Origin of the sequence: Thermodesulfobacterium geofontis OPF15, assembly GCF_000215975.1 — a bacterium.
In the GTDB taxonomy this organism is placed as follows: domain Bacteria; phylum Desulfobacterota; class Thermodesulfobacteria; order Thermodesulfobacteriales; family Thermodesulfobacteriaceae; genus Thermodesulfobacterium; species Thermodesulfobacterium geofontis.
The window spans coordinates 78,263-104,153 of the sequence record NC_015682.1 but is presented as its reverse complement, the minus strand read 5'-3'; the positions used below and the strand labels follow the sequence as shown (position 1 = coordinate 104,153).

Here is a 25,891-nt window from a genome sequence, read left to right as displayed (position 1 = left end):
TTATGGTAGCTCATAAACCTTTTATATTATGGTTTGATGAAATTACTTATAAAGATGTTCCTCTTGTAGGAGGTAAAAATGCCTCCTTAGGGGAAATGTATACAAAACTTACAGAAAAGGGAGTAAAGGTACCTTATGGATTTGCTGTAACCGCAGAAGCTTATAAATACTTTATAAAAGAAAACCAACTTGATGGAAAAATAAGAGAACTTTTAACAGGGCTTGATACTCACAATGTATTAGATTTGCAAACAAGAGGGAAAAAAATAAGAAACCTTATCTTAAAGGCAAAAATGCCTGATGATTTAGCAGAAGAAATTAAAAAAGCTTATCGGAGATTAGAAGAAATGTATTTCCAAAATGTTGATGTAGCAGTAAGATCCTCAGCTACTGCAGAGGACCTTCCAGATGCATCCTTTGCAGGTCAACAAGAAACCTATTTAAACATAAGTGGAGAAGATAACGTAGTAAGAGCGGTTCAAAGATGTTTTGCTTCTTTATTTACAGACAGAGCTATATCTTATAGAGAAGATAAAGGATTTAATCATTTTGCAGTTTATTTATCTGTTGCTGTTCAAAAGATGGTAAGAAGTGATATGGCCTGTTCAGGAGTTATGTTTACTTTGGATACTGAAAGTGGTTTCAGAGATGTAGTCTATATTACAGGTTCTTGGGGTTTGGGAGAAGCTGTAGTTCAAGGTAAAGTAAATCCAGATGAATATTATGTTTTTAAACCTACTTTGAAATTAGGATATAAACCTATACTTTCAAAAAAACTTGGAAGTAAACATATAAAAATAATATATGGAAAGGATAGAAGAAATCCCATTAAAACAGTTAAAACTTCTAAAGAAGAAAGAAAAAAGTTTGTATTAACTGATGAGGAGATTTTAACTCTTGCTAAATGGGCAATCATTATTGAAGAACATTATGGTAGACCTATGGATATAGAATGGGCAAAAGATGGTGATGGAGTGAATGTAGGTACAGGAGAACTTTATATTGTTCAGGCACGTCCAGAAACAGTTCATGCTATAAAACAGCAAAGATATTATGAAGTGTATAAATTAAAAGGTGAGGGTAAAGTTATATGTACTGGAAAAGCAGTAGGCAGTAAAATAGGTCAAGGCAAAGCAAGGGTTATTTTAGATGTGAGCGAGATTTCTCAATTTCAAGATGGAGAAGTTTTAGTAACTACTATGACAGATCCAGACTGGGAACCCATTATGAAAAAAGCATCAGCTATTGTAACTGATAAAGGAGGTAGAACCTGTCATGCTGCTATTGTTTCAAGAGAACTAGGCATTCCCTGTATAGTAGGAGCTGAGGTTGCTACTCAACTTATAAAAACAGGAATGGAAGTTACTATTGATTGTACTCAAGGAGAAGAAGGTAGAGTTTTAGAAGGATTAATCCCTTATGAAGTAGAAAGAATTGGTCTTGAGTCTTTACCCCAAACCAAAACAAAAATTATGATGAATATAGGTATTCCCGAACAAGCTTTTGCTCAAGGACAAATTCCAAATGATGGTGTTGGACTTGCAAGAATAGAATTTATTATAAGTTCTCATATAGGGATTCATCCTTTAGCTTTGATAGAATATGAAAAATTAAAAGAAAAAGCCAAAAATGATAGAAAGATTGCTAAAGTAGTATCTATAATAGAGGAAAAAACATATGGATATGAAAATAAAGCCGATTTTTATGTAGATAAACTTGCTCAAGGGATAGCTATGATTGGTGCTGCCTTTTACCCAAATGAGGTAATTGTAAGATTTTCAGACTTCAAAACTAATGAATATGCTAATCTTGCAGGAGGATTTTTATATGAACCTATAGAATCAAATCCTATGATAGGATGGAGAGGAGCCTCTCGTTATTATGATCCTAAATTTGAACCCGCTTTTGCCTTAGAATGTAAAGCTATTAAAAAAGTAAGAGAAGAAATGGGATTGACTAATGTAAAGGTAATGATTCCTTTTTGTAGGACTGTAGAAGAAGGGAAAAAAGTTATAGAGGTAATGAAAAAACATGGACTTAAACAGGGAGAAAATGGACTTGAAGTTTATGTAATGTGTGAAATCCCAAGTAATGTAATTTTAGCAGAAGAATTTGCTAAAATTTTTGATGGTTTTTCTATAGGGTCTAATGATTTGACCCAATTAACCTTAGGCCTTGATAGAGACTCTGAATTAGTTGCTCATATTTATGATGAAAGAAATCCTGCAGTTAAAAAACTTATAAAAGAAGTTATAGAGATTGCGAAAAGAAATAATAGAAAAATAGGAATATGTGGACAAGCTCCCAGTGATTTTCCAGATTTTGCTGAATTCTTGGTAGAATGTGGGATAGATTCTATGAGTTTAAATCCAGATACTGTTGTTAAAACAAGACTATTAGTAGCAGAAAAAGAGAAAAGTTTAGAACAGAAGAAATGAAATATTTTTTGATTTTGATTTTAATAGTTTTCCCCTCTTTAGTTCTTGCTCAAATTAGAATTGGTATTTTACCAACTGAATTTAAAGGGCAAGGAGTTCCCTCTCAATTTAAAGAGAACATAGAAAATACAATTTATAACACTTTGACAGTTCCTTCTCAAATAGAAATTATAAGCTTAAAAGAAAGGGATTTTAAAAAAAAGAAAGTTAATGTTAATTATTTTTTAAAATCTTTTATTGAGATTGCAAAAGATAAAGCAAAAATTGAACTTAATTTAATAGAAGCTTCTTCCTCAAAATCTTTTTATTCGGTAAAAGAAAACATAAGTTCTTCTGAAATTTCATCAAAATTAGTTGCTCATCTTGAAGAAATTAAAAAAAGACTTTTATCTTTGGAGACAGCATCTTCTTTTTCTTATTCTGAGGAGAAGCCGTTTTTGTCTAAAATCAATCCTTTTTCTATGATAAGTGGTTTTTTTTCGAGAATATTTTCTAAAAAAGAAGAATTTGATATAAAAGTTCCTGTTCCTCCCCCACCTCCCCCTCCTGGTTACATTGCAAAACCTTACTCTCCTCCCTATTATCCTTATACTCAAACCACACCTAAGGTATCTCCGGAGATTCCATCTGATAAAAAAACTTCTACACCATCTCCTTGGCAATGGTTTTAGGTAAAAATATGCTAAGCAAACGCAAGTCTCAGATTATTATTAAACCTTACAAAAAAAAACGAAAAAAAAGAAAAAAATGGTTTTTAGGGATTTTGATAATAGTGATTATCTTTACTCTTTCTACTTATTTAATTCTTAGTTTTATGGTAAAAAGAGAAATGAAAAAAATCGAAGAGATTCAAAAAGAAAACAGATATTATAAAAAGGAAATTCAGAAACTATCCAATTCTGATATACCCTATGAAGAACTTTTAAGAACAAAATATGGATATATAAAAAAGGGAGAAAAGATAGTTATATATTCTCCTTATTATAATAAAAATGAAACCAAAGAGGGGGTAGGAGAATGAAATGTGTAGTGTTAGAAGGTATTTATGAAGGAGAAGGTGTAAAAATAGGTATAGTAGTAAGTAGATTTAATATCTTTATAACCCAGAAACTTTTAGAGGGTGCTTTGGATACATTAAGAAGGCATAAAGTTTCAGAAGAAAATATATATATTACCTGGGTTCCCGGAGCTTTTGAAATTCCTCTTATAGCAAAAAAATTAGCAGAAACTAAAAAATTTGATGCAATTTTATGTTTAGGCACAATTATAAGAGGGGCAACACCTCATTTTGAATATATAGCAGCAGAAACCTCAAAAGGTATAGCGCAGGTAATGCTTGAAACAGGTATACCAGTTATTTTTGGTATCTTAACTACAGATACTATAGAACAAGCTATAGAAAGAGCTGGGACAAAGGCTGGAAATAAAGGGGCTGAAGCAGCTTTAGCAGCTTTAGAAATGATTAATCTTATAAAAAAGATTACCCATTTCTAATCAAAGGAGGGTATTTAATGAAGACCCTAAGCGATTTTGATTTAAAAGGCAAAAAGGTTTTTATTAGAGTAGATTTTAACGTTCCTATGGAAAATGGAAAAATTACTGATGATACGAGAATAGTTGAAACACTTCCTACCATTAATTATGTAGTTCATTCCTTTGGTAAAGTAATTCTTTGTTCTCATCTTGGAAGACCAAAAGGAAGAATTCCTGAATACTCCTTAAAACCAGTTTATGAATATTTAAAAAAGGTTCTTAAAGCACCAGTAAAATTTTTGGAAGATATTATGAGTGAAGAGGCTAATAAAGTTTTAGAAGAATTAAAAGAAGGAGAAGTTTTACTTTTAGAAAATATAAGATTTTATGAAGGGGAAACAAAAAACGATTTAGAATTTGCAAAAATTTTGGCCAAATTTGCAGATATATTTATTAATGATGCCTTTTCTGTTTGTCATAGAAATCATGCCTCAGTAGTAGGAGTTCCTCAGTTTGTTTCTGAAAAAGGTATAGGATTTCAAATGGAAAAAGAATTAAAATATCTATCTAAAATTGTAGGAAAACCTGAACGCCCCTTTTATGCTATAGTAGGAGGAAGTAAGGTTTCTACAAAAATAGGAGTTTTAAAAAACCTCCTTAATAAAGTAGATAAATTAATAATAGGCGGTGTTATGGCAAACACCTTTTTAGCTGCTAAAGGATATTCAGTGGGAGAATCTCTATTAGAAAATGATTATATAGGGGTTGCCAAACAAATAATGAAAGAGGCTAAGGATTATGGAGTAAAAATTTATCTTCCTGTAGATGTAGTAGTTGAAAGAAACGGGGTTGCTAAGAAAATAGAATTAATTGAAATACTTAAAGAAGATAAAATTTATGATATAGGAGAATCAACTATAAAATTGTTTTCTCAAGCTTTAGAAGGAGCAAATACTCTCGTATGGAATGGTCCCCTTGGTTACTTTGAAAAACCACCTTTTCATAAGGGCACTGTTGCTTTAGCAAGAAAAATAGCAGCTCTTCCAGGTACCACTATTGCAGGAGGAGGAGATACAATTTTAGCTATTAAACTTGCTGGAGTTGAGACATCATTTTCTTACATCTCTACTGCAGGAGGAGCCTTTTTAGAATATCTTGAGGGTAAAGAACTTCCCGGATTAAAAGTTCTTAAAATTTAAAGAAAAAATGAGAAAATACCTTTTTGCCGGAAATTGGAAAATGAATAAAACTTTAAAGGAGACAGAAGAGTATTTTAATAAATTTCTAAAAAGACTTTCTGAAATTGATTTTTCCGATAGAGAAATAATGATAGCTCCTCCTTTTACTGTTTTAGCTTATTCTAAAAATTTTATAAAAAATACCCCTTTAAAATTAGGAGCACAAAATTCCTGCTGGGAGGAAAAGGGAGCTTTTACAGGAGAAATATCTCCTGTTATGCTTAAAGAGTTAGGTGTTGAATATGTTATTTTAGGACATTCTGAAAGAAGACATATTTTTGGAGAATCTAATGAGTTGATAGCTAAAAGAGTGGAAGGGGTATATAAATTTGAACTTATTCCTATTTTGTGTGTAGGAGAAACCTTAGAAGAGAGAAATAAAGGTAAAACCTTAGAAGTAGTAGAAAAGCAACTTTTAGAAGGACTTTCAAATATTAAAGATATAAAAGGCGATAAAATTGTTATTGCTTATGAACCTGTATGGGCTATTGGAACCGGAATTAATGCTACTCCTGAAGAAGCAGAAGAGGTTCATTCTTTTATTAGAGAAAGGTTAAAGAATCTTTATTCAAAAGAAATAAGTACCCAAATTAGAATTCTTTATGGAGGGAGTGTTACCCCAGATAATATTCAGGATCTAATGAAAAAACCTAATATAGATGGTGTTCTTGTAGGTGGTGCCTCCCTTGACCCAGAAAAATTTTTTAAAATCTGTAATATAAAAGTGGAGAAGGAATAAAAATGTTAGAAGAAACATGCCCATTACCTGATTATTCAAATATCCCTAAAGAAATATTAGAAATTCCTAAAAAATATAAAAATATTGTCATAGTTGGAGCAAGTCATAATCCTGAACGTCCTAGTTATATGGTTATGGATTATCTTATTAAAGAAGGATTTAATGTAGTTCCTGTTAATCCTGCAAGAGAAGAAATTTTAGGGAAAAAGGTTTATCCTTCCTTATCAGATTTGCCTCCAGATTTTTATCCCGAAGTTATTATTATTTTTAGAAGATCTGATCAAGTATTACCCATTGTGAAGGAAGCTATAAAATTAAAACCAAAAGTAATATGGATGCAAGAAGGGATAATTAATGAAGAGGCTAAAAATTTAGCAGAAAAAGAAGGTATAAAGGTAATTATGAACAGGTGCTTTAAGAAAGTTCACATTTTAAGTAAGAAAATTTAAATAAATGTCAATTTCAGAACCCTCTTTAGAACTTTACAATAATCTTGAAGAGCTCAAAAGTAAAATTTTTAAAAATAAATATGAACTTATAGATTTAAATCTTACTAATATAGTCCTTTCTGCCCAGAAATATTTGTCTTTGGCAAACTTAAATGAGATATTTTTAGAATTTTTGATAAGACTTTCTGAGGCTATTTATTTAAAAAGTTGTTTGTTACTTAATATTCATAATGGAAACGAAGAAAAGGTTGAGGATTTAGAAGGAACCTCTCTTAAAGAATTTTTTTTAGAAGAAAGATTTAATTACTATCAAGCTTTACCTTTGGGAAGGATCTTATTTGAGAAAGTGTTTTTAAGTAGAATTCCTTATGTTTTTGAAAAAGAGGATAAAAAAATTTTTGCAGGAGAAAGAGAAAAAAACTTAATTTTAAAAGCTATATTATCAGTTTTAAGCCGTGAAGAAGTTAAAGGAGAAATACTTAAAAATTTTTCATCTCCCTCTATAAATTTTTATATAGAAGATCTAAAGGAATATTTAGAAAAAAAATTGTCTTTTTCTTTTAAAGAATTAATAAAGGAAAGGAAAGAAGTTAGATTTTTAGAAGTTGTTTATTATTTCTTAGCCCTTTTATTTTTGTATTTAGAAGGCGTTTGTTACATGGTTCAAAATAGTGAAAACGAGGATATTATAATTTTTTCTAAGAAATATTGATAGTAAAAACGCTTAAAATAAAAAAATAAAGAAAAATTAAGAAAATTGAATAAAAATTAAAAAATTTCTAAGAGAGAAGGGGAATTATAAGTGTTTATCACTTTTTTAAAACTTGACTTTTTAATGAGCAAAATAAAAAATCCAAAATAATCTAAAAATTAATAATCAGGGAAGGATATATGTCTTATAAAATTCAACATAATCCTGAAGTTTGTGATGGATGCGAGGAATGCGTAAAAGCTTGTGCTGAAAATCATTTTGGATTAAGTAATTGTGGAATTTATAAAGTAGGGGATAAATTCTATTATTTTTCTTGTATGCATTGTAAAAAGCCTCAATGTGGAGCTGCTTGTCCTGTAGGTGCAATAAGTATTAAGGACGGAGCAGTAACTTTTGATATGATGTTATGTGTAGGGTGTAAAAATTGTGTTGAGGCTTGTCCTTGGGGTGTTCCTAAATTTAATTTTAATACAGGAACAATCAATAAATGTGATCTTTGTTATGATAGGATTATTAAGGGTGAGCTTCCTTTTTGCGTGAGTGCTTGTCCTAATAAAGCTTTAGAAGTTAAAAAAGTGGAAGTTAAACCAAAACCAAAGGCAGAAGAAGGAGCAAAACCAGAAGAGGAGAGTGGCTAAAATGGGACCATATTTTAATCTTTTTATTTTTGCTTTACTTCTTTTAGTGCTTGGTATAGCTCTTGTTGCACTTAACCTTCTTTTAGGTCCAAGAAGAAAACATCCAGAAAAATTAATTCCTTATGAATGTGGTCTTGATCCTTCAGGTGATGCGAGAATCCCTTTTAGAGTGAGATTTTATTTAATAGCAGTTATATTTTTGGTATTTGATGTGGAAATAATATTTCTTTATCCATGGGCAGTTATTTTTGAAGAATTAAGCTGGTTTGGATTTATAGAAATAGGGGTTTTTGTATTAATGTTATTAATAGCCTATATTTATGCTTGGAGTGAAGGAGCATTAAAATGGGAATAGAGAAAGAAACTATTGAAATAGCACCAGGCATTAGACAAATTCCAGGAACACCTGTAGTTTTGAGTCCCATTGATAAGATAATCAATTGGGCTCGAGCAGGTTCAATGTGGCCTGTAACCTTTGGTCTTGCTTGCTGTGCTATTGAAATGATGGCAACAGGAGCAAGTCATTTTGATTTAGACAGGTATGGAATAATTTTTAGAGCAACACCTCGCCAAGCAGATGTTCTTATTGTTGCAGGAACAGTTACTAAAAAAATGGCTCCTATTGTGAGAAGAGTGTATGATCAAATGCCTGAACCAAAATATGTAATTGCTATGGGAAGTTGTGCTTGTTCTGGCGGTATTTTTAAAACTTATTCTGTTGCTCAGGGAGCAGATGAATTTTTACCTGTAGATATTTATATTCCGGGCTGTCCTCCAAGACCAGAGGCATTACTTTTTGGACTATTAAATCTTCAACAAAAAATAAAAAGTGAAGCTAAAAAATGGGGATTTTGGAGATAAAAGATGGAAGAATTATTAAATGAACTAAAAGAAAAATTTTCCTCTGTAATTATAGAAATTCAAGAAAAAGATTATCCTACTTTAATTTGTAAAAGAAGTGGTTTTTTAGATTTAATGAAATATCTAAAAGAGGAAAAGGGGTTTAAATATTTAATTGATCTTTGTGGAGTGGATTATTTAGATTACAAATACAAAAATTTTGAAGAACGTTTTGAGGTAGTTTATCATCTTTATAACCTTGATACTAAAATTCTTTTGAGATTAAAAGTAAGGATTCCAGAAAAGGATTGTTGGCAATATTCAGTAACCCTTTTATGGGAAACAGCTAATTGGTTTGAAAGAGAATGTTATGATATGTTTGGTATAAATTTTAAAGGACATCCTAATTTAAAAAGAATTCTTATGCCTGATGATTGGGAGGGGCATCCTTTAAGAAAGGATTATCCAGTTTATTTAGAAGAAGAACAAGAATGGAAAACATATAAAGAATTAAAAGAAAAGGTTAAACAACAAAGTTAAAGGTGAGAATATGGCTACATATTTAGAAATTAATAAAAAACAAGTGAATGAAGAGAAATGGGAAGAGCCCTTTTATCTTAATATGGGGCCTCAGCATCCTTCTACTCACGGAGTTTTAAGACTTTTTCTGGAATTAGAAGGAGAAACTATTGTTAACTGTACACCTATAATAGGTTATCTCCATAGAGGAGTTGAGAAATTAGCTGAAACTCTAAATTATAATCAAACTATTGTATTAAGTGACCGTTTAGACTATATAGCTTCAGCTGCAAATAACACTGCTTTTGCTTTAGCTTTTGAAAAACTTATGGGTTTAGAGGTTCCCAGAAGAGCAAAACTGTTGAGAACTATTGTTTGTGAGATGGCAAGAATTTGTAATCATTTACTTTGGCTTGCTACTCATGCACTTGATATAGGAGCTATGACGGTATTTTTATATTGTTTTAGAGACAGAGAATGGCTTTTAAATATTTATGAAAAAATTTGTGGTGCAAGACTTACTCATACTTATGTTAGAGTTGGTGGAGTAAGGCAAGATTTTACCCAAGAAATTATAGATGAGCTTTATAAATTTACTGAAGAATTCCCATCAAGAATTTATGATTATGAAACTTTAATTGATGTAAATAGAATTTGGCTTAAAAGAACTAAGGGAGTAGCAGTTGTTCCTGCAGAAGATGCTATAAATCTTGGATTAACTGGTCCAGTTTTAAGAGGTTCTGGGGTACCTTATGATGTAAGGAAATTTAGACCTTATGATGCCTATGGGGAAGTAGAATTTATTGTTCCTACAGGTAAAAATGGTGATACCTACGATAGATATCGTGTTAGAATGGAAGAATTGAGACAGTCAAACAGAATTATAAGACAATGTTTAGATAAACTTCCTGAGACTCAAGGAGAACCAGTAGTTGCAGAAAATGCTCCTGATCTTTTAATGCCTGAGAAAATAAGAAAACCTGAACCTAAACCTGTACCTAAGAAAGGGGTTATTTTTAAGGGAGAAGAAGTTCCTGTAATTCCTCCTGGAGAGGCATTTGCTTCTATAGAATCTCCAAAAGGAGAATTAGCAGTTTATGTAGTAAGTGATGGTTCAAATAAACCCTGGAGATTAAGAGTTAGAACACCTTCTTTTGTTCATATTTCAGCTATTCCATATATGGCTAAAAATCACTTAATTGCAGACCTTATAGCAATAATAGGTACCTTAGACATTGTTTTAGGTGATTCTGATAGATAAGGAGGAAAGATGTTAGAGAGATTAATATATTTTTTAATAACTGCAGTTATCTTATTAGTTATCGCCTTACTTCATGTAGCCTATTTAACCTATGCAGAAAGAAAAATTATAGCTCGTATGCAGCAAAGGCTTGGTCCTAATAGGGTTGGTCCAAGGGGGTTACTTCAGCCTATTGCAGATATGTTAAAATTATTAACTAAGGAGGATCTTGTTCCTTATGGAGTTGATAAACCTATATTTTATATAGCTCCTTTCATTTCTCTTGTTTGTGCAGGAACAGGCGTTGCTCTTATTCCTCTTTGGGAAAAATTTGTAATTAGTAATATAAACGTTGGATTATTGTTTATTTTAGCCTTGAGTTCCCTTAGTGCCTATGGAGTAATTCTTTCAGGATGGGCATCTAATTCAAGATATGCTTTTTTAGGAGGTTTAAGAGCAAGTGCTCAAGTTATTAGCTATGAAATTGCTATGAGCCTTGCTCTTTTGAGTGTAGTTCTTATGGCAGGAAGTCTTAATTTAATAGATATTGTTAAGGCTCAAATTTATTCTCCCTATAAAATTTATCTTATTCCTCAGATTATTGCCTTTTATGTATTTATAATTTCAGCTATAGCAGAATGTAATAGAGTTCCCTTTGATTTGCCAGAAGCAGAAACAGAGCTTGTTGCAGGATACTTTGTAGAATATAGTGCTATGAGATTTGCTATATTTTATTTAGCAGAATATTTTGGTATGGTTGTTATGAGTGCACTTGCGGTTACTTGTTTTTTAGGTGGTTGGGTTGGGCCTTTTGAAGTTCCTTATGTTCCTTTTTTCTGGTTTCTTATAAAATTATATTTTCTCTTATTTGTTTATATTTGGGTTAGAGCAACTCTTCCTCGTTATCGTTATGACCAATTAATGGGACTTGGTTGGAAAGTATTAATTCCTGTTGGAATTATTAATTTGTTTTTAACTGCTCTTTTGAAACTAATATTCTAAGAGGGTAGAGTAATGAAGATATTGGAAAAGGCTTTACTTATTGAAATCTTAAAGGGACTTGCTTTAACTCTAAGAAAGATGTTATTTGCTAGACCAGTAACTATTCAGTATTACGATAAGGTGAGACCAGTTCCTGCTCCAGGTTTTAGAGGACGCCATGCATTAGTAAGGGATGAAAATACAGGAGATACTTTATGCATAGCTTGTTTACGTTGTGTAAAAGTTTGTCCCTCAAGATGCATAAATATAGAATATGAGACAGATCCAGAGACAAAGAAAAGAAAAATTATCAAATATGAAATAGAAGCTCTAAGATGTGTTTATTGCGGTTATTGTGAGGAGGTTTGTCCAGTAAATGCAATTGTTCTTACAGAATATTATGAATATATAGGATTTAAAAGAGAGGATCTCTTTTTTGATAAGGAAAGGCTTCTTAAAAACTGGGATGAATTTATAGTTACTCAAAAGAGACCCTATTTAAATCCTTTCTGGAAACCAAGAGGTATTCCTGAAAAGTTTTTACCTGCAAAAAAACGCCAATTTACAGGGGTATAGATATGAATTGGGATTTGATAATTTTTTATTACTTAGCTATTGTAATGATATTTTCAAGTATTTTTGCTATCTTTTCAAGACATCCGGTATATACAGTTTTATTAGTATTAGTGATGATAATTCATCAAGCTTTCTTACTTTTAACACTTGGTGCAGAATTTCTAACTGTTGTCCAGATAATAGTTTATGCAGGTGCTATATTAGTTCTCTTTTTATTTGTGGTTTATTTAATAAATTTAAGAAAAGAGACTAAAAGAAATATTTTTATAAGAAAAGCAAGTTTAATAGCTATAATTTTCTTAGTTTTTGGAGCCTTTTCAATGATAAATTTTTTTAGCTTAATATCTTTAAAACCATCCTTTAAAGCCTATTTACCTTTTACTGTAGAGGAAAAAAGTAATGTATGGTGGATAGCAAATTATCTTTTTAAATCCTATCTTTTACAATTTGAAATAATAGGTGTGATTCTATTAGTAGCTATACTTGGTGCTGTGTTTTTAATAAGAAAAGTAAAAACTTTTGAATAAAAATAAGGAGGTAAAATGCCAAGCTTAGAGCAATATATTATTTTAGCTATAATTCTTTTCTTGATAGGACTTTTCGGATTTCTTACCAGAAGAAATCTCATTGTTATTCTTATCTCTATAGAGATAATGCTCAATGGACTTATTGTGTTATTTGCTGCTATCTCTCATTTTACTAAGGATATAAGTGGATATATTATAGTATTTTTTATTATAGCTATGGCTGCAGCTGAAGCTGCTATAGGACTAAGTTTAGTTGTTTTGATATATAAAAGGCTTAAAACGGTTTATTCAGATGAGATTACAACTTTTAAGGGGTAAGGTATGGTTGAAAAACAATTTGAATTAATTACCAATTTTGATATTTATGTGTTTTTGATTCCCTTTTTACCTTTAATAGCAAGTGTTATAACTCTTATTTTTGGTAAGAAATATTTTAGAGACAAAGCTCACCTTTTACCTATATTAGCTTTATTTTTTAGCTTTTTACTTTCTGTTAAAGTATTAATAGAGGTTATAAATGGAAAGATATATCAATTTGATATCTATACCTGGATGTTTGCTTATGATCTAAAGGTTGGATTAGGATTTTTAGTTGATCCTCTTTCTGCGGCAATGATAACTATGGTAACTTGTGTATCATTTCTTATTCATGTGTATTCTGTGGGATATATGGGAGGGGATCCAGGATATTATAGATTTTTTGCTTATATATCGCTTTTTACTTTCTTTATGTTAATGCTTGTACTTTCTAATAATTTAGCTCAGCTTTATTTAGGATGGGAGGGAGTTGGACTTTGTTCTTATCTACTTATTGGTTATTGGTATCAGAAAAAGAGTGCTTCTGATGCGGGAAAAAAGGCTTTTATAGTTAATAGAATAGGAGATTTTGGTTTTGCTTTAGGAATTTTTACAGCCTTTTATTTTTTAGGAACCTTATATTATTATGAAATCTTTCCAAAATTTCCAGAAATTTCTAATAAATATATAGAAATCTTAGGTTACCAAGTTCATGTTCCTTTTTTAATTGCTTTTCTTTTATTTTGTGGAGCTATGGGGAAAAGTGCCCAATTTCCGCTTCATGTATGGCTTCCTGATGCTATGGAAGGTCCTACTCCTGTTTCAGCTTTAATCCATGCTGCTACCATGGTTACAGCTGGAGTTTTTATGGTATGTAGACTTAATCCTCTTTTTGAATTATCTTCTGCTATGATGTTTATAGTTGCTATAATTGGGGCGTTTACTTGTTTTATGTCAGCAACTATTGCTCCAACCCAATTTGATATAAAAAGAGTTATTGCTTATTCAACCCTTTCTCAGCTTGGTTACATGTTTATGGCTTGTGGAGTAGGAGCATTTATAGCGGGAATGTTCCATCTTCTTACTCATGCTTATTTTAAAGCACTTTTATTCTTAGGAGCAGGAAGTATTATTCATTTACTTCATCATGCACCAGATCCAAATGACATAAGAATAATGGGTGGATTAAAAAAGTATATGCCTATAACTTACTGGACCCTTTTAATAGCGAGTTTATCTATTTCTGGAATTCCTGGATTTGCAGGATTTTTTAGCAAAGACGAAATCTTAGCCCAAGCTTTCTTTTCTAAATATCCCTGGGGTAAATTTATATGGTTTATAGGATGGATAGTTGCAGCAATGACTGCCTTTTATACCTTTAGGATTATTTTTAGAGCTTTTTATGGAGAGTTTAAAGGCTGGGAATATGTACATGGAAAACCTCATGAGTCTCCAAGAGTTATGACTGTTCCTCTCATTTTTCTTGCTATAGGTTCTATAGTTGCTGGTTGGATAGGAATTCCTCAAGCTTTAGGTGGAAGAAATTACATAGAAGAATTTTTAGTACCTGTACTTGGACATCCAAGAGTTGTTCACGAAGTTTCCCATTCAACAGAATACTTACTTATGCTTCTTTCAGTATTGGCAGGTCTCTTTGGAATCTTTTTAGCTTGGTTAGTATATATTAAGAAACCAGAACTTGAGACATTATTATCTAAAAATGTTAAACCTCTTTATACCTTTTTATTTAGAAAATGGTACTTTGATGAATTATATCATTATACAATTGTAAGACCTACCTTATGGATTTCAAGAAAGATTGTAGTAGCTATTACAGACAATACAATTATAGAAGGAATTGTTAATGGTAGTGCAAAACTTGTAAATATAACCGGAACAGGATTAAGAATTTTGCATACCGGAATTATTAATCATTATTCTACTTTTATTTTGATTGGTATAATTGTATATCTTTTAGTTTATTTATATTTGAAATAGTTGAGATGGGGGAGTACTATGGAATTTTTATTAAATAATTTGCTTTCTTGGATTCTTTGGTTTCCTCTTATTGGAATATTAATAATACTTTTCACTGATAGAAAGCATGAATCATTTATAAAATGGATATCCCTAATTACTATTGTTATTGATACTATTTTGTCTATTTATTTACTTGTGAATTTTGATTTTTCTAAAACTGGATTTCAGTTCGTAGAGAAAAAGCGCTGGATAGAGTTTATTAATTCCTATTATTTTTTAGGTGTTGACGGTATAAGTATTCTTTTTATCCCTCTTTCAACTTTAACTACACTTCTTTGTATATTAATTTCCTGGGATTCAATTAAGGAATTGGTGAAGGAATTTTATTTAGCTCTTCTTTTTACTAATATTGCTATGGTGGGAACATTTTGTGCTCTTGATTTGGTTATATTTTATCTCTTTTGGGAAGCTATACTAATTCCTATGTATTTAATTATTGGAATTTGGGGCGGACCAAGAAGAATATACTCTACTATAAAGTTCTTTCTCTATACCTTCTTTGGTTCGGTTTTCATGTTAATTGGAATAATATATCTTTATATCAAATTTGGCACTTTTGATTATACTATTCTTGTTAATCAAAAATATCCCTTTTTAGTTGAAAGTCTTCTTTTCTTAGGTTTTGCTATTGCTTTTGCTATTAAAGTTCCTATGTGGCCTGTTCATACATGGCTTCCTGATGCTCACACAGAAGCTCCTACTGCAGGATCTGTTATCTTAGCTGGTATCTTGATCAAATTAGGAGCCTACGGATTTATAAGGTTTGCTTTACCTATGTTTCCACAAGCAGCTTTGTACTTTTCAAAATTAATGTTAGTTCTTTCAGTAATCGCAATTATTTATGCTGGTCTTGTATGTTTAGTAGAAGAAGATTTGAAAAGGCTTATTGCTTATAGTTCAGTAAGCCATATGGGATTTGTTACCTTAGGCATTTTCTCCTTCAATCCCATAGCTATGAAAGGTGCAATTTTACAAATGATAAATCATGGTATCGTAACTGGTGCCCTCTTTATGTGTGTAGGGATAGTTTATGATAGGACCCATAGTAGAGCTATAAGCTATTATGGAGGGCTTGCAACCTCAATGCCTGTATATGCTGCATTTTTTATGATATTTACTTTAGCCTCTATTGGTCTTCCAGGAACCAATGGATTTATAGGGGAGTTTCTTATTCTTTTAGGAACATACCTCTCTAATAAAACTATGGTAGTTTTTGGAGCCTTAGGAGTAATTGTAGGAGCAGCTTATATGTTATGGCTTTATCAGAGAGTATTCTTCCAAGAACTAAATCCTAATGTTGCAAAAATGCCGCCTTTAAAAATTAACGAATTAGCAGCTCTTATTTTACCAACTATATTGGTATTTTGGATTGGCTTATATCCCAATTTATTTTTAAACTTTATGACTACTTCGGTTCAAAATTTATTGATGAATTTGAAGTAATTTGGGGGGATTTATGGAAATTACTTTAAACTTTTCTGTAATATTAACAGAAATAATTTTTATCCTCATTTCTTCTTTTATATTTCTTATAGACAAATTTGTTAAAAATAAAAACTATGCTTTTTATATTACTTTCATAACTCTTATTTTAGCCTGTTATTTAATTTTATTTGTTCCATTTGGAGAATTTACCTATTCGTATAAAACAGATTTTTATTCTTCAACTTTAAAACTTTTCTTAGTAGTAGGTACTTTATTAATTTCTTTAATTTCTTATAATTACTTACAATATTACATTAATTTAAATTCTGGTGAATACTACGGATTAATGCTTTTTTCTATAGTAGGAGCATTTTTAATGCTTTCTGGAATGGATCTTGTTACTATATACTTAGCTATGGAATTAATGAGTTTTCCTGTTTATTTTCTTATTGCTTTAAACTATACTTATAATAGACCATCCTTAGAAGGAGCTTTAAAATACTTTATTGTGGGAAGCCTTGGATCAGTTTTTATTCTTATAGGGTTGGGAATAATATATTATTTTACTGGAACTTTTATTCTTCAAGAAATTTCTCAAAACTTAGAAAAAAGTTTATATTTAAGGGAGCTTTTAGTTGGATTTATTTTTATTCTTATAGGTTTTTCTATAAAACTTTCTTTAGTTCCTTTTCATATGTGGGCTCCTGATGCCTATGAAAGTGCTCCAGTTCCTATAACTTCTTTTATAGCAGGAATTGTTAAGTTTGCTGTTATAGCTACCTTAGTGAAAATAATTTTAGTAGGATTTAATTCTTTAAGAATAGAAATAGGAGAAGTTCTTATACCTATAATTTTGGCAAGTATTTTAGTTGGGAACATTATGGCAATTAAACAAGATAACATAATAAGAATGTTAGCTTATTCATCTATTGCTCATGCAGGTTATGCAGGATTAGGACTTGTTAGTGCTGATTATATAGGTTATAGCTTTACTGTATTCTATATGTTAGTGTATTTAATTATGGCTATAGGAACATTTTCTATTTTGGTCTTTTTAGCCAATTTTAAAAGAGAACTTCTTCACATTCCCAGTATGGCTTCTCTTTGTGAAAAAACACCTTTTGTAAGTCTTTTACTTTTAGTTTTTATGTTTTCTTTAGCAGGTATTCCTCCTACAGCAGGATTTATAGCTAAATTTTATATTTTCATGAGTTTAATTAAAGCTAAATATGTATGGGTAGCTCTAATTGCCATTTTATTTGCTGTAATAGGAGCTTATCCTTACTTAAGAGTTTTGAAAGTTGTATATATGGATAAGCAAGAATTCGAATTTAAATTTAAATATGATTTTACCTTTTTAATTCCAGTATGTATCACTGTTTTTTTAATAATTATAATTGGTATTTATCCTAAACCTTGGACAGATATTATCTACAAAACTATGTATTTTTATATTACCTCTTTGTTTTATCCCTATTAAAATAAACCTATTAAAATAAATTAGAAGGAAATTTTTTATCTGAAAATATTTCCTTTTTATTTTCAAATAGGAAAAAATTTCTTTAATTTCATTTAAAAATTTCTTAAAAACCTTTAGAAATTTCTTTTCCTTTTTGGGCATATTTTTTGCTATTTTATTTTTAGCTATTTATAGAGGAGATAAAAAATGATTAAGGTTTCAAATAATCTTTTAAGTTTAAATGTACAGAATTTAAATGCACAATCTTATAATAAAATATCTGATCTATTTTTGTCTATTCTTTTAAATTTAATAAACAACCAATTTTCAGAAAATCAAAGTTTTTCAGAAAATCTTTCTATTTCCCAAATACTTAATGGGAATCTTAATGAAGATCTTAATCAATGTCCAAATTTAGTAGAAAAATCTTATGGAAATAAAGAATTAGATTTATTGAACTTATATTTGTTTTATCTATTTTATTATAATAATTTTAATTCTTTGAACGAAAAAAAATTAGTTAGTTTAGAGCCTGACAAGATAGATGAAAGTAATAATTTTCAATTTAACAAAGATAAATTCCTTTTTATTAAAAAACTAATTTCTTTTTTAATAAGTCATAAAGAAATTGATTTTTCTCAATTTAATCAAATTTTTGAGAAAATTTTTTCTTATTTTAATACAGAAAACTTAACCCGTGCTGAACATGTTAGTTCTTCCTCCGCTTTTGACTCTTTTGATTTTGACGTAGAAAATATAATCAATAAAGAAGAAGTTTTTCAAATTTTAAATATTTCTAAAAATAAAGATCTTAATAAGGAAGAAAATTTAGTCAAAGAAAAGTTGGATGAGTTAAAAGTTTACGAATTTTTGAGGCAGATAGGAAATTTAAGCAAAATTAAAGGTAACAAAATCTTTTATATTCAAAACAAAGAAAATAACCAACCAGATAGGGAAACTTTTTCATTTTATACAAATACTTTTCAGGATAATAATCAACCTAAAATTGAAGAAAATCTAAATTTACAAATTAAAAATATAGAAAATAATCCTCAAAAGCTTAACCATAATTGGCTTAGTGCTTCTTTAAGTAAAGGATATATGAACCAAAATGTAGATCAAAGTGGATCAGAAGTAGATTTCAATGGAAAAAGTTTAAATATAAGGAAAGACTTTAATGACTTTACTTCAAGTCATAATGATTTAGAAGTAAAAAAAGGAGAGATATTGAAAGAAGAATTCAAACTTTATAATTTCTTAGAAAGGAAATTCAAAATGGAAGAAAATAATTTTCAGAAAATTTTTGATGTAAATTTAATAAAAAGTGATTTTAGGATGGAAAATTTAGTTAAAGTAGAGCATACCAAAATTATAGATTTTCAGAAATTTCCAGAAGGCTTTTTAGAGATGATTAAAGAAATGAGTTTAGAAATACAACCTGAAGGTGAGAAAAAAGCTTTTATAAAACTTGAACCACCTGAGATGGGTTCTCTTGAGTTAGAAATAAAGGTCAAAGATAAAAATATAGAAATAATAGCCCGAGTTGAAAAACCTGAATTATTGCAAGAATTAAAACACAATTTGCACCTTATTAAAGCTGGATTAGAGGATTCAGGTTTTAATTTGAAAGAAATTCAACTTTTCTTAGGATCTAATTTTAACGACAAAAACTTAGTGAAAGACTTTAGTAAAGAAAAAAGAAATTACTCTCAAAAAGCAGAAGTTGAAGATGTAAAAGAGATTGATAAAAAGGCACTTAAAAATTGGGATTTACTTAAGTTTTATAATAGGAATGGTAAATATTATTATATTGTTTAAAGGAGGGAACTGATGGTATCTCAAGTAAAGAGTATCGCTACGGCTAATAATCCAAATACCCAAAGAGTTCCAAAGAAAAGTTTAGATATGCAGGATTTTATTCAGCTTTTTATTACTCAACTTCAGTATCAAGACCCTATGAATCCTATAGAAAATAATGAAATGGCAATTCAGCTTGCCCTTTTTAATCAAGTAGATCAACTTTTTAAAATTAATAAGACTCTTGATGCCTTAGTTAATATGGCTAAGTCCTTAGATTTGGCTTATATATCAAATCTTGTGGGTAAAAAAGTAAAAGTAGAAACAAATGTAGGAAGGGTAGAAAATGGAAAATTTCTTGGAGGAGAGTTTAATTTAGATGAGCCTGTTAATTATTTAGAAATTGTAATAAAGGATGACAAAGGAAATGTGGTAGATAAAATACAATTAAATGGACTTAAGGCAGGAAATTATAAAATTCAATGGGATGCTACAGATCTAAAAGGAAATAAAGTTCCTGATGGTAATTACCTATTCTCTATAATCATTCCTGAAAATACCAATAAAACTATTACTCCAACTATGATAGCAAAAGTGACAGGAGCTAAACTTGGAGATAATACCCAAATAGTAATCAATGGAAATTACACCTTAGATCTAAAAGATATAAAAGAATTAATAGGAGAGTAAAGATGGGAATATTTGGAACAATTTATACCTGTTATAGTGGTGTTTGTACTACTACTACTGGTATGAGAGTAACAGCTGATAATATTGCTAATCTTAATACAACAGGATTTAAAGGAAGTAGATATGAATTTGCGAATGAATCAATATTAGCAACTAATGAAGTATTTATGAAAGAAAAGGGATTAGGAAGTAAGGTCAAAGACATTAGAACTTTATATACTCAAGGAGGAATTAATACCACAGATATTCCTACAGATTTAGCTATTTCTGGGAAGGGATTTTTTATAGTTTCAGACAAAAAAGGAGATATCTTTTACACCAGAGATGGACAATTTTTTGTAAACCAAGTAGATGAAAATCACTTTGCTCTTCAGAATAGTTTAGGGCTTTACCTTTTAGGAGCTGATCCCACAGCTCAAACTGCTGATTTAGCATCTTTAAAACCCTACCTTATTCCTAAGGTTATGCCTCCTAAGGGAACAGATGAAATAAATCTTCAAGTAATTTTTGATAGTAGAAAACCTGTAGAGGGAATAGATGATCCTTTATGGAAAAATTATGATGCTACTCAAGAAGTAGCTCTAAAAGAGGGAAGATATGACTTTGTATGGAGTTTACCTATTTACGATAATTTAGGAGAAAGAAGGATTCTTCAACTTTATGCAGACAGAACTTCTAATTCTAATGAATATGAAATTTTAGTTGCCCTTGAAGATCCTACTCTTGATGGAAGAGGAGAAGGTCCTTATCAAGGTGTTTTTCTTTATGGAATCTTAAGTTTTGGAGGAAATGGAGATATTACAGATGCAAGATTTTGGGAAATTACTAATCCCTCTTCTTTTGATCCTAATATAGATCCCCCCTTGGACTTAACCACCTTAGGAAGACCACAATTTAATTTAAATATTCAAGGAAATACTCAAACCATAACTTTAGACTTAGGATTTAAGGTAGAAAAAGATGGGAGTATTACAAGGGCTTCTTATGCCAGCAAACTTTTAGCTAACCCTTTTGTCCAACTTTATTATAATCAAAATGGATATTCTCAGGGAATATTTGATAAAATAGAAGTTATCACTGAAGAAGGCTTAATAAAGGCTTGGTATACAAACGGACAAAATATAGAGGTAGCTAAAATATTTTTAGCTGATTTTACAGGATATGAAGACTCTCTTATTAAAATAGGTTCAAATTTATTTTTAGCTAGAGATGGAGCAACACCTTTTATATTTGCTCCAGGTCTTTATGAGAGAGGTAGACTTATTTCGGGTGCTTTGGAGGGATCAAATGTAGATTTAGCTACAGAAATGATAAACTTAATTGTTTTACAAAGGGCTTTTCAGAGCAATGTAAGGACGATTGTTACTGCAGACCAACTTTTAGAATACTTTTTTAATAAAGTATAAATAACCGATATTATAATAAAAAGGAGGTGAAAAAATATGGGTTTAACTGATGCCTTATTTACAGGAACAAGTGGACTTAGGTCCTTAGGGCATGGTATGAGTGTTGTAGGAGATAATGTAGCTAATCTTAATACTACAGCCTTTAAAGCTTCAAGAGTTTCATTTAGTGATATAATGGCACAGAGCATAAATACTGCTTCTGGTTCTGGTCAGCTTGGTAGAGGAGCAACCCTTCAGGCATTATATCCAATTTTTACTCAAGGCTCCTTTGAGTCAACAGCTAATCCAACAGACCTTGCTATTGCAGGAAATGGCTTTTTCATAGTAAATGATCCCAGAGCAACAGGAAGAGTTTTTTATACCAGAGATGGTCAATTTATGATTGATAAAGAAGGATATTTAGTTAATGCAGCAGGACTAAGAGTTCAAGGGTGGAAAATCGATGAGGCAACAGGAGATATAACTGGTGCTATAACTGATATTCGCATTGATAGAAGTTCACCCCCTGTTAAAACAAGCTTAGTTGATGTAATTACCAATCTTAATGCAGAAGTTGAAAGAAATACAACTATTGATAATACTAATAATGCTATTTTTGGGGATAATTCTATTACAGACAATAACAAAGTTACTCTTTGGGGGAAATGGGATGCTACATTGGCTACACCTCTTGCAACAACCGATTATAATTATAGAACTTCATTGTATATTTATGATTCCTTAGGAACACCTCATGAAATAACTATTTATTATAGAGCTGTAAATTTAACAGATGGAACTACAACCAAGCCTGTTTATGAATTTTTAGTTACTTGTAATCCTAATGAAGATTTAAGACAAGGATTTTCTGATAACACAAAGAAAGGTGTATTAATGTATGGGATGCTTGAATTTGACACTCAGGGAAATGTTAAAAACTTTCTTAATGTTTATAGATATGGATGGGATGCCAATAATAACCAATATCAATTAGTTAGAATAGTTAATAATAACGGGATTCCACAAAATCCACCTCCTAATGATGCATTTGCAGAGAGCAATTATTTTACCACAACTATAGGAGCACTTGGAGCAAATAGTTATCCTATACTTATAGCAGATTTTTTAGGAATTAAAATTGCAGATAATAATGGTAATGAAGATCCATCAGCTACTCGTAATTTACAACCTATAGAGCTTAATTTTGGATATTATCATGATGGAACTTCATGGCGTTCTGAAACAGTTAGAACAACCCAATACTCCGCTCCTTTTGCTACTTTATTTTATGACCAAAATGGATATGGACCAGGGACTTTAGAAAGTATTGCTGCTGATAATGAAGGAAGGATAACTGGTTATTATTCAAATGGTAGAGTAATTCCTCTTTGGATGGTTGCTCTTGCTAATTTTAATGCCCCAGAAAGACTTCAGAAAGTAGGAGGTAATCTTTTTAAAGAGACCACCCATTCAGGACCTCCTGTCACAGGAAAACCAGGAACTAATGGACTGGGAACAATTGCTCCCAATTCTATAGAGCAATCTAATGTAGACCTTGGAGAACAGTTTGTTAAGATGATAATCTTTCAGAGAGGGTTTCAAGCAGATGCAAGAATTATTACTGTTTCAGATAGTATGCTTGAAGAATTGATTAATCTTAAGAGATAATAAAATCACCAGCGGAGGAGGGCTCCACCAAAGGTAAACCCTCCTCCAAAGGCTACAAGTAAAACAAGATCACCCTTCTGAATTTTCCCTTCTAATTCAGCTTCATATAAAGCTATTGGGATACTTGCAGCTGAGGTATTTCCGTATTTATGAATATTTATATAAACTTTTTCTTTAGGAAGATTTAATTTTTCTCTTAGGTATTCTATAATTCTCAAATTAGCTTGATGAGGAACAAGAAGTTTAATATCTTCTGTAGTTAAACCGGTTCTTTCTAATAGTTCAAGAGAAACCTTCTCCATCATTTTTACTGCTATTTTAAAGACCTCTCTTCCTTGCATTTTGATATAATATTCTTCTTTAGGAAGTCTCTTATCAAAAGGCGGGAAACAAGAGCCCCCTCCTTTTAAAGTAAGTAAATGCCATTGAGAGCCATCTGTTCCAAGAATGAAATCAATAATTCCTCTTTTTTCAGGTTCAGGACTTTTGCCAATTACTACAGCTCCTGCACCATCTCCAAAAAGTATACAAGTAGTTCTATCCTCCCAGTTTGTTTTACGGGACAAAGCTTCAGCTCCAATAACAAGAATTTTCCAATCAGGGTTATTTTTTATAAACTGATCAGCCACTGCTAAACCATAAATAAAACCCGAACAAGTAGCAGAAAGATCAAAAGCACCTGCATTGTGAGCCCTTATTCCCTCTTGCACCAATACAGATAAAGAAGGGATTAAATAATCTGGAGTTAGGGTTGCACATATAATAAGATTAATCTCTTCTGGAGAAACTTTTGCTCTTTCCAACGCTTCTAAGCTTGCCTTTATAGCATATTTGCTTATATTTTCTCCGTCTTCTAAAATTCTTCTCTCTTTTATTCCTGTCCGTTCTGTAATCCATTCATCTGAGGTATCTACCATTTTTTCAAGATCAAAATTAGTAAGAATTTTTGAGGGAACCCCTATTCCTATGCCAAGAATAGCAGATTTTAAGGTATTTGAAATCATGATTCTTCCTCTATTTTAAGAGTCTCTATGATAGCTTTTTCTAAATGTTCAATTGGATTAAATTTTATAAAATCGATAGCAACTTTTATAGCATTTTTAATAGCAATTGCATCTGATCTTCCATGAGCTATTATAACATTTCCTTTTACTCCCAAAAGAGGAGCTCCGCCATGTTCTCTCCAATCAGCTTTTTTCTTGAAATTTTTAATAGCTCCTTCAGCAAGTTTCATTCCTAAAATATAGATAAAAGAATTTTTTACTTCACTTTTTAACATTTCTAAGATAACTTCTGCTAAACCTTCAGAAAGTTTAAGGCATATATTCCCAATAAATCCATCACACACAACTACATCAACATCTCCCCGGAAGATATCTCTACTTTCAATATTTCCTACATAGTTTAAATTTGAACTAATAAAGAGCTGGTGAGCTTTTTTTACCAAGATGTTTCCTTTTCCCATTTCCTCTCCTATAGAAAGTAGGGCGATTTTAGGTTTTTTTCTTTTCCAAACTTTTTCAAGGAATATACTTCCCATAAGTCCAAATTGAAATAAATCAAAAGGTTTTGAATCTACATTTGCTCCTGAATCAATTAAAACAAAAGGTTCTTTTAGAGAGGGGATTAAGGTAGCAATAGCAGGGCGTCTAACACCCTCTATTCTTCCAAGAATAAATATAGCACCTGCAACTATTGCTCCAGAATTTCCGGCAGAAACAAAAGCTTGTGCCTCTCTATTTTTTAATAATTCAAGTCCTTTAAAAATAGAAGCATTTTTCTTTTTTAAAGCATCTTTTGGACTTTCATCCATTCCTACAACTTCTTCAGTGTAATATAAAGAAACCCTTTCCTCATTTTTAAAACTTTTTAGAACAGTTTCTTTACCTACCAGACAAAGATGAAGTTCTGGAAATTTTTGAAGAGCTAACTCAGCTCCTTTTAGAGTAGAGAAGGGGGCAAAATCACCCCCCATTACATCTAATACAATCCGATACATTTTTGACTTTAGGAAAGATCTGGGCTTTCCTTTTCTATAAAGGCTTTTCCTTTGTAATATCCACAGTTAGGGCAAACTCTATGAGGCATTTTTGGAGATTTACATTTTGGACATAAAGAAAGAGGAAAAGCTATTAAATGTTTATGAGCTCTTCTTTTTCCTCTTCTTGATCTTGAAGTTTTTCTTTTTGGAACTGCCATAGGAAATAACCTCCTTTTATAGTTTTTTTTCAGAAAAAAGTTCTTTTAAAATAGCAAAAGGGCTTTCTTTTTTATAAACATTGCATTTACATATATTTTCATTTAAATTTGTTCCACAAACTGGGCAAAGACCTTTGCAATCAGGTTTGCAAAGTTTTTTATATGGTAAACTCAAAAATATCTCCTCCTTTAATAAATCATAAAAGGAGATCCAAGAATTTTCATAAAAACTAACCTCCATTTCTTCATCAGAAAGTTCCTTTTCTTCCTCTATATTAAGAGAAGCAAGTGGTAAAATGTTTATTTTAAAAGCATGTTCAATAGGAAATTCATAAAAAGTTAAACATCTATCACATTCAAGAAGAACTACACCTTTTAAAAAGCCTTCCAATTTTACCTCGATTCCCAATTTTTTCAATCTGAAATATCCAGAAAAGGGTTCTTTTATAATAAGTTCATCTCCAAGGTCTGAAATATTTTCAAAATCAAATTTAATCCCCTCTGGAGGAATCTCCTCTAAAAGGATCCCCCAATTTTTAAGATCATTCATGATATTATTTC

28 protein-coding genes are annotated in these 25,891 nt (G+C 30.8%); 24 read left to right on the top strand and 4 right to left on the bottom strand.

What is annotated here, in order from left to right; genetic code table 11:
* Positions 1–2 precede the first annotated feature (2 nt).
* From ppsA to TOPB45_RS08445, 24 genes are all read left to right on the top strand, one after another.
* On the top strand, positions 3–2,438 hold the full coding sequence (ppsA, locus tag TOPB45_RS00555; protein WP_013908925.1) for a phosphoenolpyruvate synthase: 2,436 nt from the start codon (positions 3–5) through the stop codon (positions 2,436–2,438).
* Positions 2,435–3,109 carry a hypothetical protein gene (locus TOPB45_RS00550; RefSeq protein ID WP_013908924.1) on the top strand — a complete coding sequence of 225 codons (675 nt, stop codon included), beginning with the start codon at positions 2,435–2,437 and terminating at the stop codon, positions 3,107–3,109. Before ppsA ends, TOPB45_RS00550 begins: the two co-directional genes overlap by 4 nt.
* Positions 3,100–3,459 (top strand): FtsB family cell division protein, encoded by a 360-nt coding sequence (locus TOPB45_RS00545; RefSeq protein WP_013908923.1) that lies wholly within the window; start codon positions 3,100–3,102, stop codon positions 3,457–3,459. Before TOPB45_RS00550 ends, TOPB45_RS00545 begins: the two co-directional genes overlap by 10 nt.
* A complete protein-coding gene (ribH, locus tag TOPB45_RS00540; RefSeq protein WP_013908922.1) occupies positions 3,456–3,932 on the top strand; it encodes a 6,7-dimethyl-8-ribityllumazine synthase in 477 nt (158 codons plus the stop codon). Before TOPB45_RS00545 ends, ribH begins: the two co-directional genes overlap by 4 nt.
* A 17-nt stretch (positions 3,933–3,949) precedes the next feature.
* On the top strand, positions 3,950–5,110 hold the full coding sequence (locus TOPB45_RS09070; RefSeq protein ID WP_013908921.1) for a phosphoglycerate kinase: 1,161 nt from the start codon (positions 3,950–3,952) through the stop codon (positions 5,108–5,110).
* 7 nt (positions 5,111–5,117) lie between these two features.
* Positions 5,118–5,888, top strand: a complete 771-nt coding sequence (gene tpiA / locus TOPB45_RS09065; RefSeq protein WP_013908920.1) for a triose-phosphate isomerase — start codon at positions 5,118–5,120, stop codon at positions 5,886–5,888.
* A gap of 2 nt (positions 5,889–5,890) precedes the next feature.
* On the top strand, positions 5,891–6,337 hold the full coding sequence (locus TOPB45_RS00525; protein WP_013908919.1) for a CoA-binding protein: 447 nt from the start codon (positions 5,891–5,893) through the stop codon (positions 6,335–6,337).
* Between the two features lie 4 nt (positions 6,338–6,341).
* Positions 6,342–7,049: a hypothetical protein gene (locus TOPB45_RS00520; protein ID WP_013908918.1), complete on the top strand. Its 708-nt coding sequence runs from the start codon at positions 6,342–6,344 to the stop codon at positions 7,047–7,049.
* Positions 7,050–7,228: 179 nt separating this feature from the next.
* Positions 7,229–7,687 carry a 4Fe-4S dicluster domain-containing protein gene (locus TOPB45_RS00515; protein ID WP_013908917.1) on the top strand — a complete coding sequence of 153 codons (459 nt, stop codon included), beginning with the start codon at positions 7,229–7,231 and terminating at the stop codon, positions 7,685–7,687.
* Between the two features lies 1 nt (position 7,688).
* The gene (locus TOPB45_RS00510; RefSeq protein ID WP_013908916.1) at positions 7,689–8,042 is read left to right on the top strand and encodes an NADH-quinone oxidoreductase subunit A; all 354 of its coding nucleotides are present in this window, start codon (positions 7,689–7,691) and stop codon (positions 8,040–8,042) included.
* Complete coding sequence (locus TOPB45_RS00505) at positions 8,033–8,548, top strand: NADH-quinone oxidoreductase subunit B (RefSeq protein WP_013908915.1); 516 nt, start codon at positions 8,033–8,035, stop codon at positions 8,546–8,548. The genes TOPB45_RS00510 and TOPB45_RS00505 overlap by 10 nt, the downstream gene beginning before the upstream one ends.
* Before the next feature lie 3 nt (positions 8,549–8,551).
* On the top strand, positions 8,552–9,067 hold the full coding sequence (locus tag TOPB45_RS00500; RefSeq protein WP_013908914.1) for an NADH-quinone oxidoreductase subunit C: 516 nt from the start codon (positions 8,552–8,554) through the stop codon (positions 9,065–9,067).
* A gap of 10 nt (positions 9,068–9,077) precedes the next feature.
* Positions 9,078–10,307, top strand: coding sequence for an NADH-quinone oxidoreductase subunit D (locus TOPB45_RS00495; protein WP_013908913.1), 1,230 nt, complete (start codon positions 9,078–9,080; stop codon positions 10,305–10,307).
* Positions 10,308–10,316: 9 nt separating this feature from the next.
* Complete coding sequence (gene nuoH, locus TOPB45_RS00490; RefSeq protein WP_013908912.1) at positions 10,317–11,288, top strand: NADH-quinone oxidoreductase subunit NuoH; 972 nt, start codon at positions 10,317–10,319, stop codon at positions 11,286–11,288.
* A gap of 12 nt (positions 11,289–11,300) precedes the next feature.
* A complete protein-coding gene (locus TOPB45_RS00485) occupies positions 11,301–11,843 on the top strand; it encodes a NuoI/complex I 23 kDa subunit family protein (protein WP_013908911.1) in 543 nt (180 codons plus the stop codon).
* Between the two features lie 2 nt (positions 11,844–11,845).
* Positions 11,846–12,370 (top strand): NADH-quinone oxidoreductase subunit J family protein, encoded by a 525-nt coding sequence (locus TOPB45_RS00480; protein ID WP_013908910.1) that lies wholly within the window; start codon positions 11,846–11,848, stop codon positions 12,368–12,370.
* Between the two features lie 15 nt (positions 12,371–12,385).
* The gene (gene nuoK / locus TOPB45_RS00475) at positions 12,386–12,688 is read left to right on the top strand and encodes an NADH-quinone oxidoreductase subunit NuoK (protein WP_013908909.1); all 303 of its coding nucleotides are present in this window, start codon (positions 12,386–12,388) and stop codon (positions 12,686–12,688) included.
* Positions 12,689–12,691: 3 nt separating this feature from the next.
* Positions 12,692–14,665, top strand: coding sequence for an NADH-quinone oxidoreductase subunit L (gene nuoL, locus TOPB45_RS00470; RefSeq protein ID WP_013908908.1), 1,974 nt, complete (start codon positions 12,692–12,694; stop codon positions 14,663–14,665).
* Between the two features lie 18 nt (positions 14,666–14,683).
* A complete protein-coding gene (locus tag TOPB45_RS00465; protein ID WP_013908907.1) occupies positions 14,684–16,150 on the top strand; it encodes an NADH-quinone oxidoreductase subunit M in 1,467 nt (488 codons plus the stop codon).
* A gap of 13 nt (positions 16,151–16,163) precedes the next feature.
* Positions 16,164–17,612 carry an NADH-quinone oxidoreductase subunit N gene (locus TOPB45_RS00460; RefSeq protein ID WP_013908906.1) on the top strand — a complete coding sequence of 483 codons (1,449 nt, stop codon included), beginning with the start codon at positions 16,164–16,166 and terminating at the stop codon, positions 17,610–17,612.
* Between the two features lie 186 nt (positions 17,613–17,798).
* Positions 17,799–19,409 carry a flagellar hook-length control protein FliK gene (locus TOPB45_RS00455; RefSeq protein ID WP_013908905.1) on the top strand — a complete coding sequence of 537 codons (1,611 nt, stop codon included), beginning with the start codon at positions 17,799–17,801 and terminating at the stop codon, positions 19,407–19,409.
* A 12-nt stretch (positions 19,410–19,421) separates the two neighbouring features.
* Positions 19,422–20,078, top strand: a complete 657-nt coding sequence (locus tag TOPB45_RS00450) for a flagellar hook assembly protein FlgD (RefSeq protein ID WP_013908904.1) — start codon at positions 19,422–19,424, stop codon at positions 20,076–20,078.
* A gap of 2 nt (positions 20,079–20,080) precedes the next feature.
* Entirely contained in the window at positions 20,081–21,484 is a 1,404-nt protein-coding gene (locus TOPB45_RS00445; RefSeq protein WP_013908903.1) for a flagellar hook protein FlgE, read from the top strand.
* A gap of 36 nt (positions 21,485–21,520) precedes the next feature.
* Positions 21,521–23,131 (top strand): flagellar hook protein FlgE, encoded by a 1,611-nt coding sequence (locus TOPB45_RS08445; protein WP_013908902.1) that lies wholly within the window; start codon positions 21,521–21,523, stop codon positions 23,129–23,131.
* A 5-nt stretch (positions 23,132–23,136) separates the two neighbouring features.
* Here TOPB45_RS08445 and TOPB45_RS00435 read toward each other — a convergent pair whose 3' ends face one another.
* Genes TOPB45_RS00435 through TOPB45_RS08440 form a run of 4 tightly spaced genes read right to left on the bottom strand, consistent with a single transcriptional unit; the run spans position 23,137 to position 25,880 of the window.
* Positions 23,137–24,135, bottom strand: a complete 999-nt coding sequence (locus tag TOPB45_RS00435; protein ID WP_013908901.1) for a beta-ketoacyl-ACP synthase III — start codon at positions 24,133–24,135, stop codon at positions 23,137–23,139.
* On the bottom strand, positions 24,132–25,130 hold the full coding sequence (gene plsX, locus TOPB45_RS00430; protein ID WP_013908900.1) for a phosphate acyltransferase PlsX: 999 nt from the start codon (positions 25,128–25,130) through the stop codon (positions 24,132–24,134). The genes TOPB45_RS00435 and plsX overlap by 4 nt, the downstream gene beginning before the upstream one ends.
* An 8-nt stretch (positions 25,131–25,138) precedes the next feature.
* The gene (rpmF, locus tag TOPB45_RS00425) at positions 25,139–25,330 is read right to left on the bottom strand and encodes a 50S ribosomal protein L32 (RefSeq protein ID WP_013908899.1); all 192 of its coding nucleotides are present in this window, start codon (positions 25,328–25,330) and stop codon (positions 25,139–25,141) included.
* A 16-nt stretch (positions 25,331–25,346) separates the two neighbouring features.
* Positions 25,347–25,880, bottom strand: coding sequence for a YceD family protein (locus TOPB45_RS08440; protein ID WP_013908898.1), 534 nt, complete (start codon positions 25,878–25,880; stop codon positions 25,347–25,349).
* Positions 25,881–25,891 lie beyond the last annotated feature (11 nt).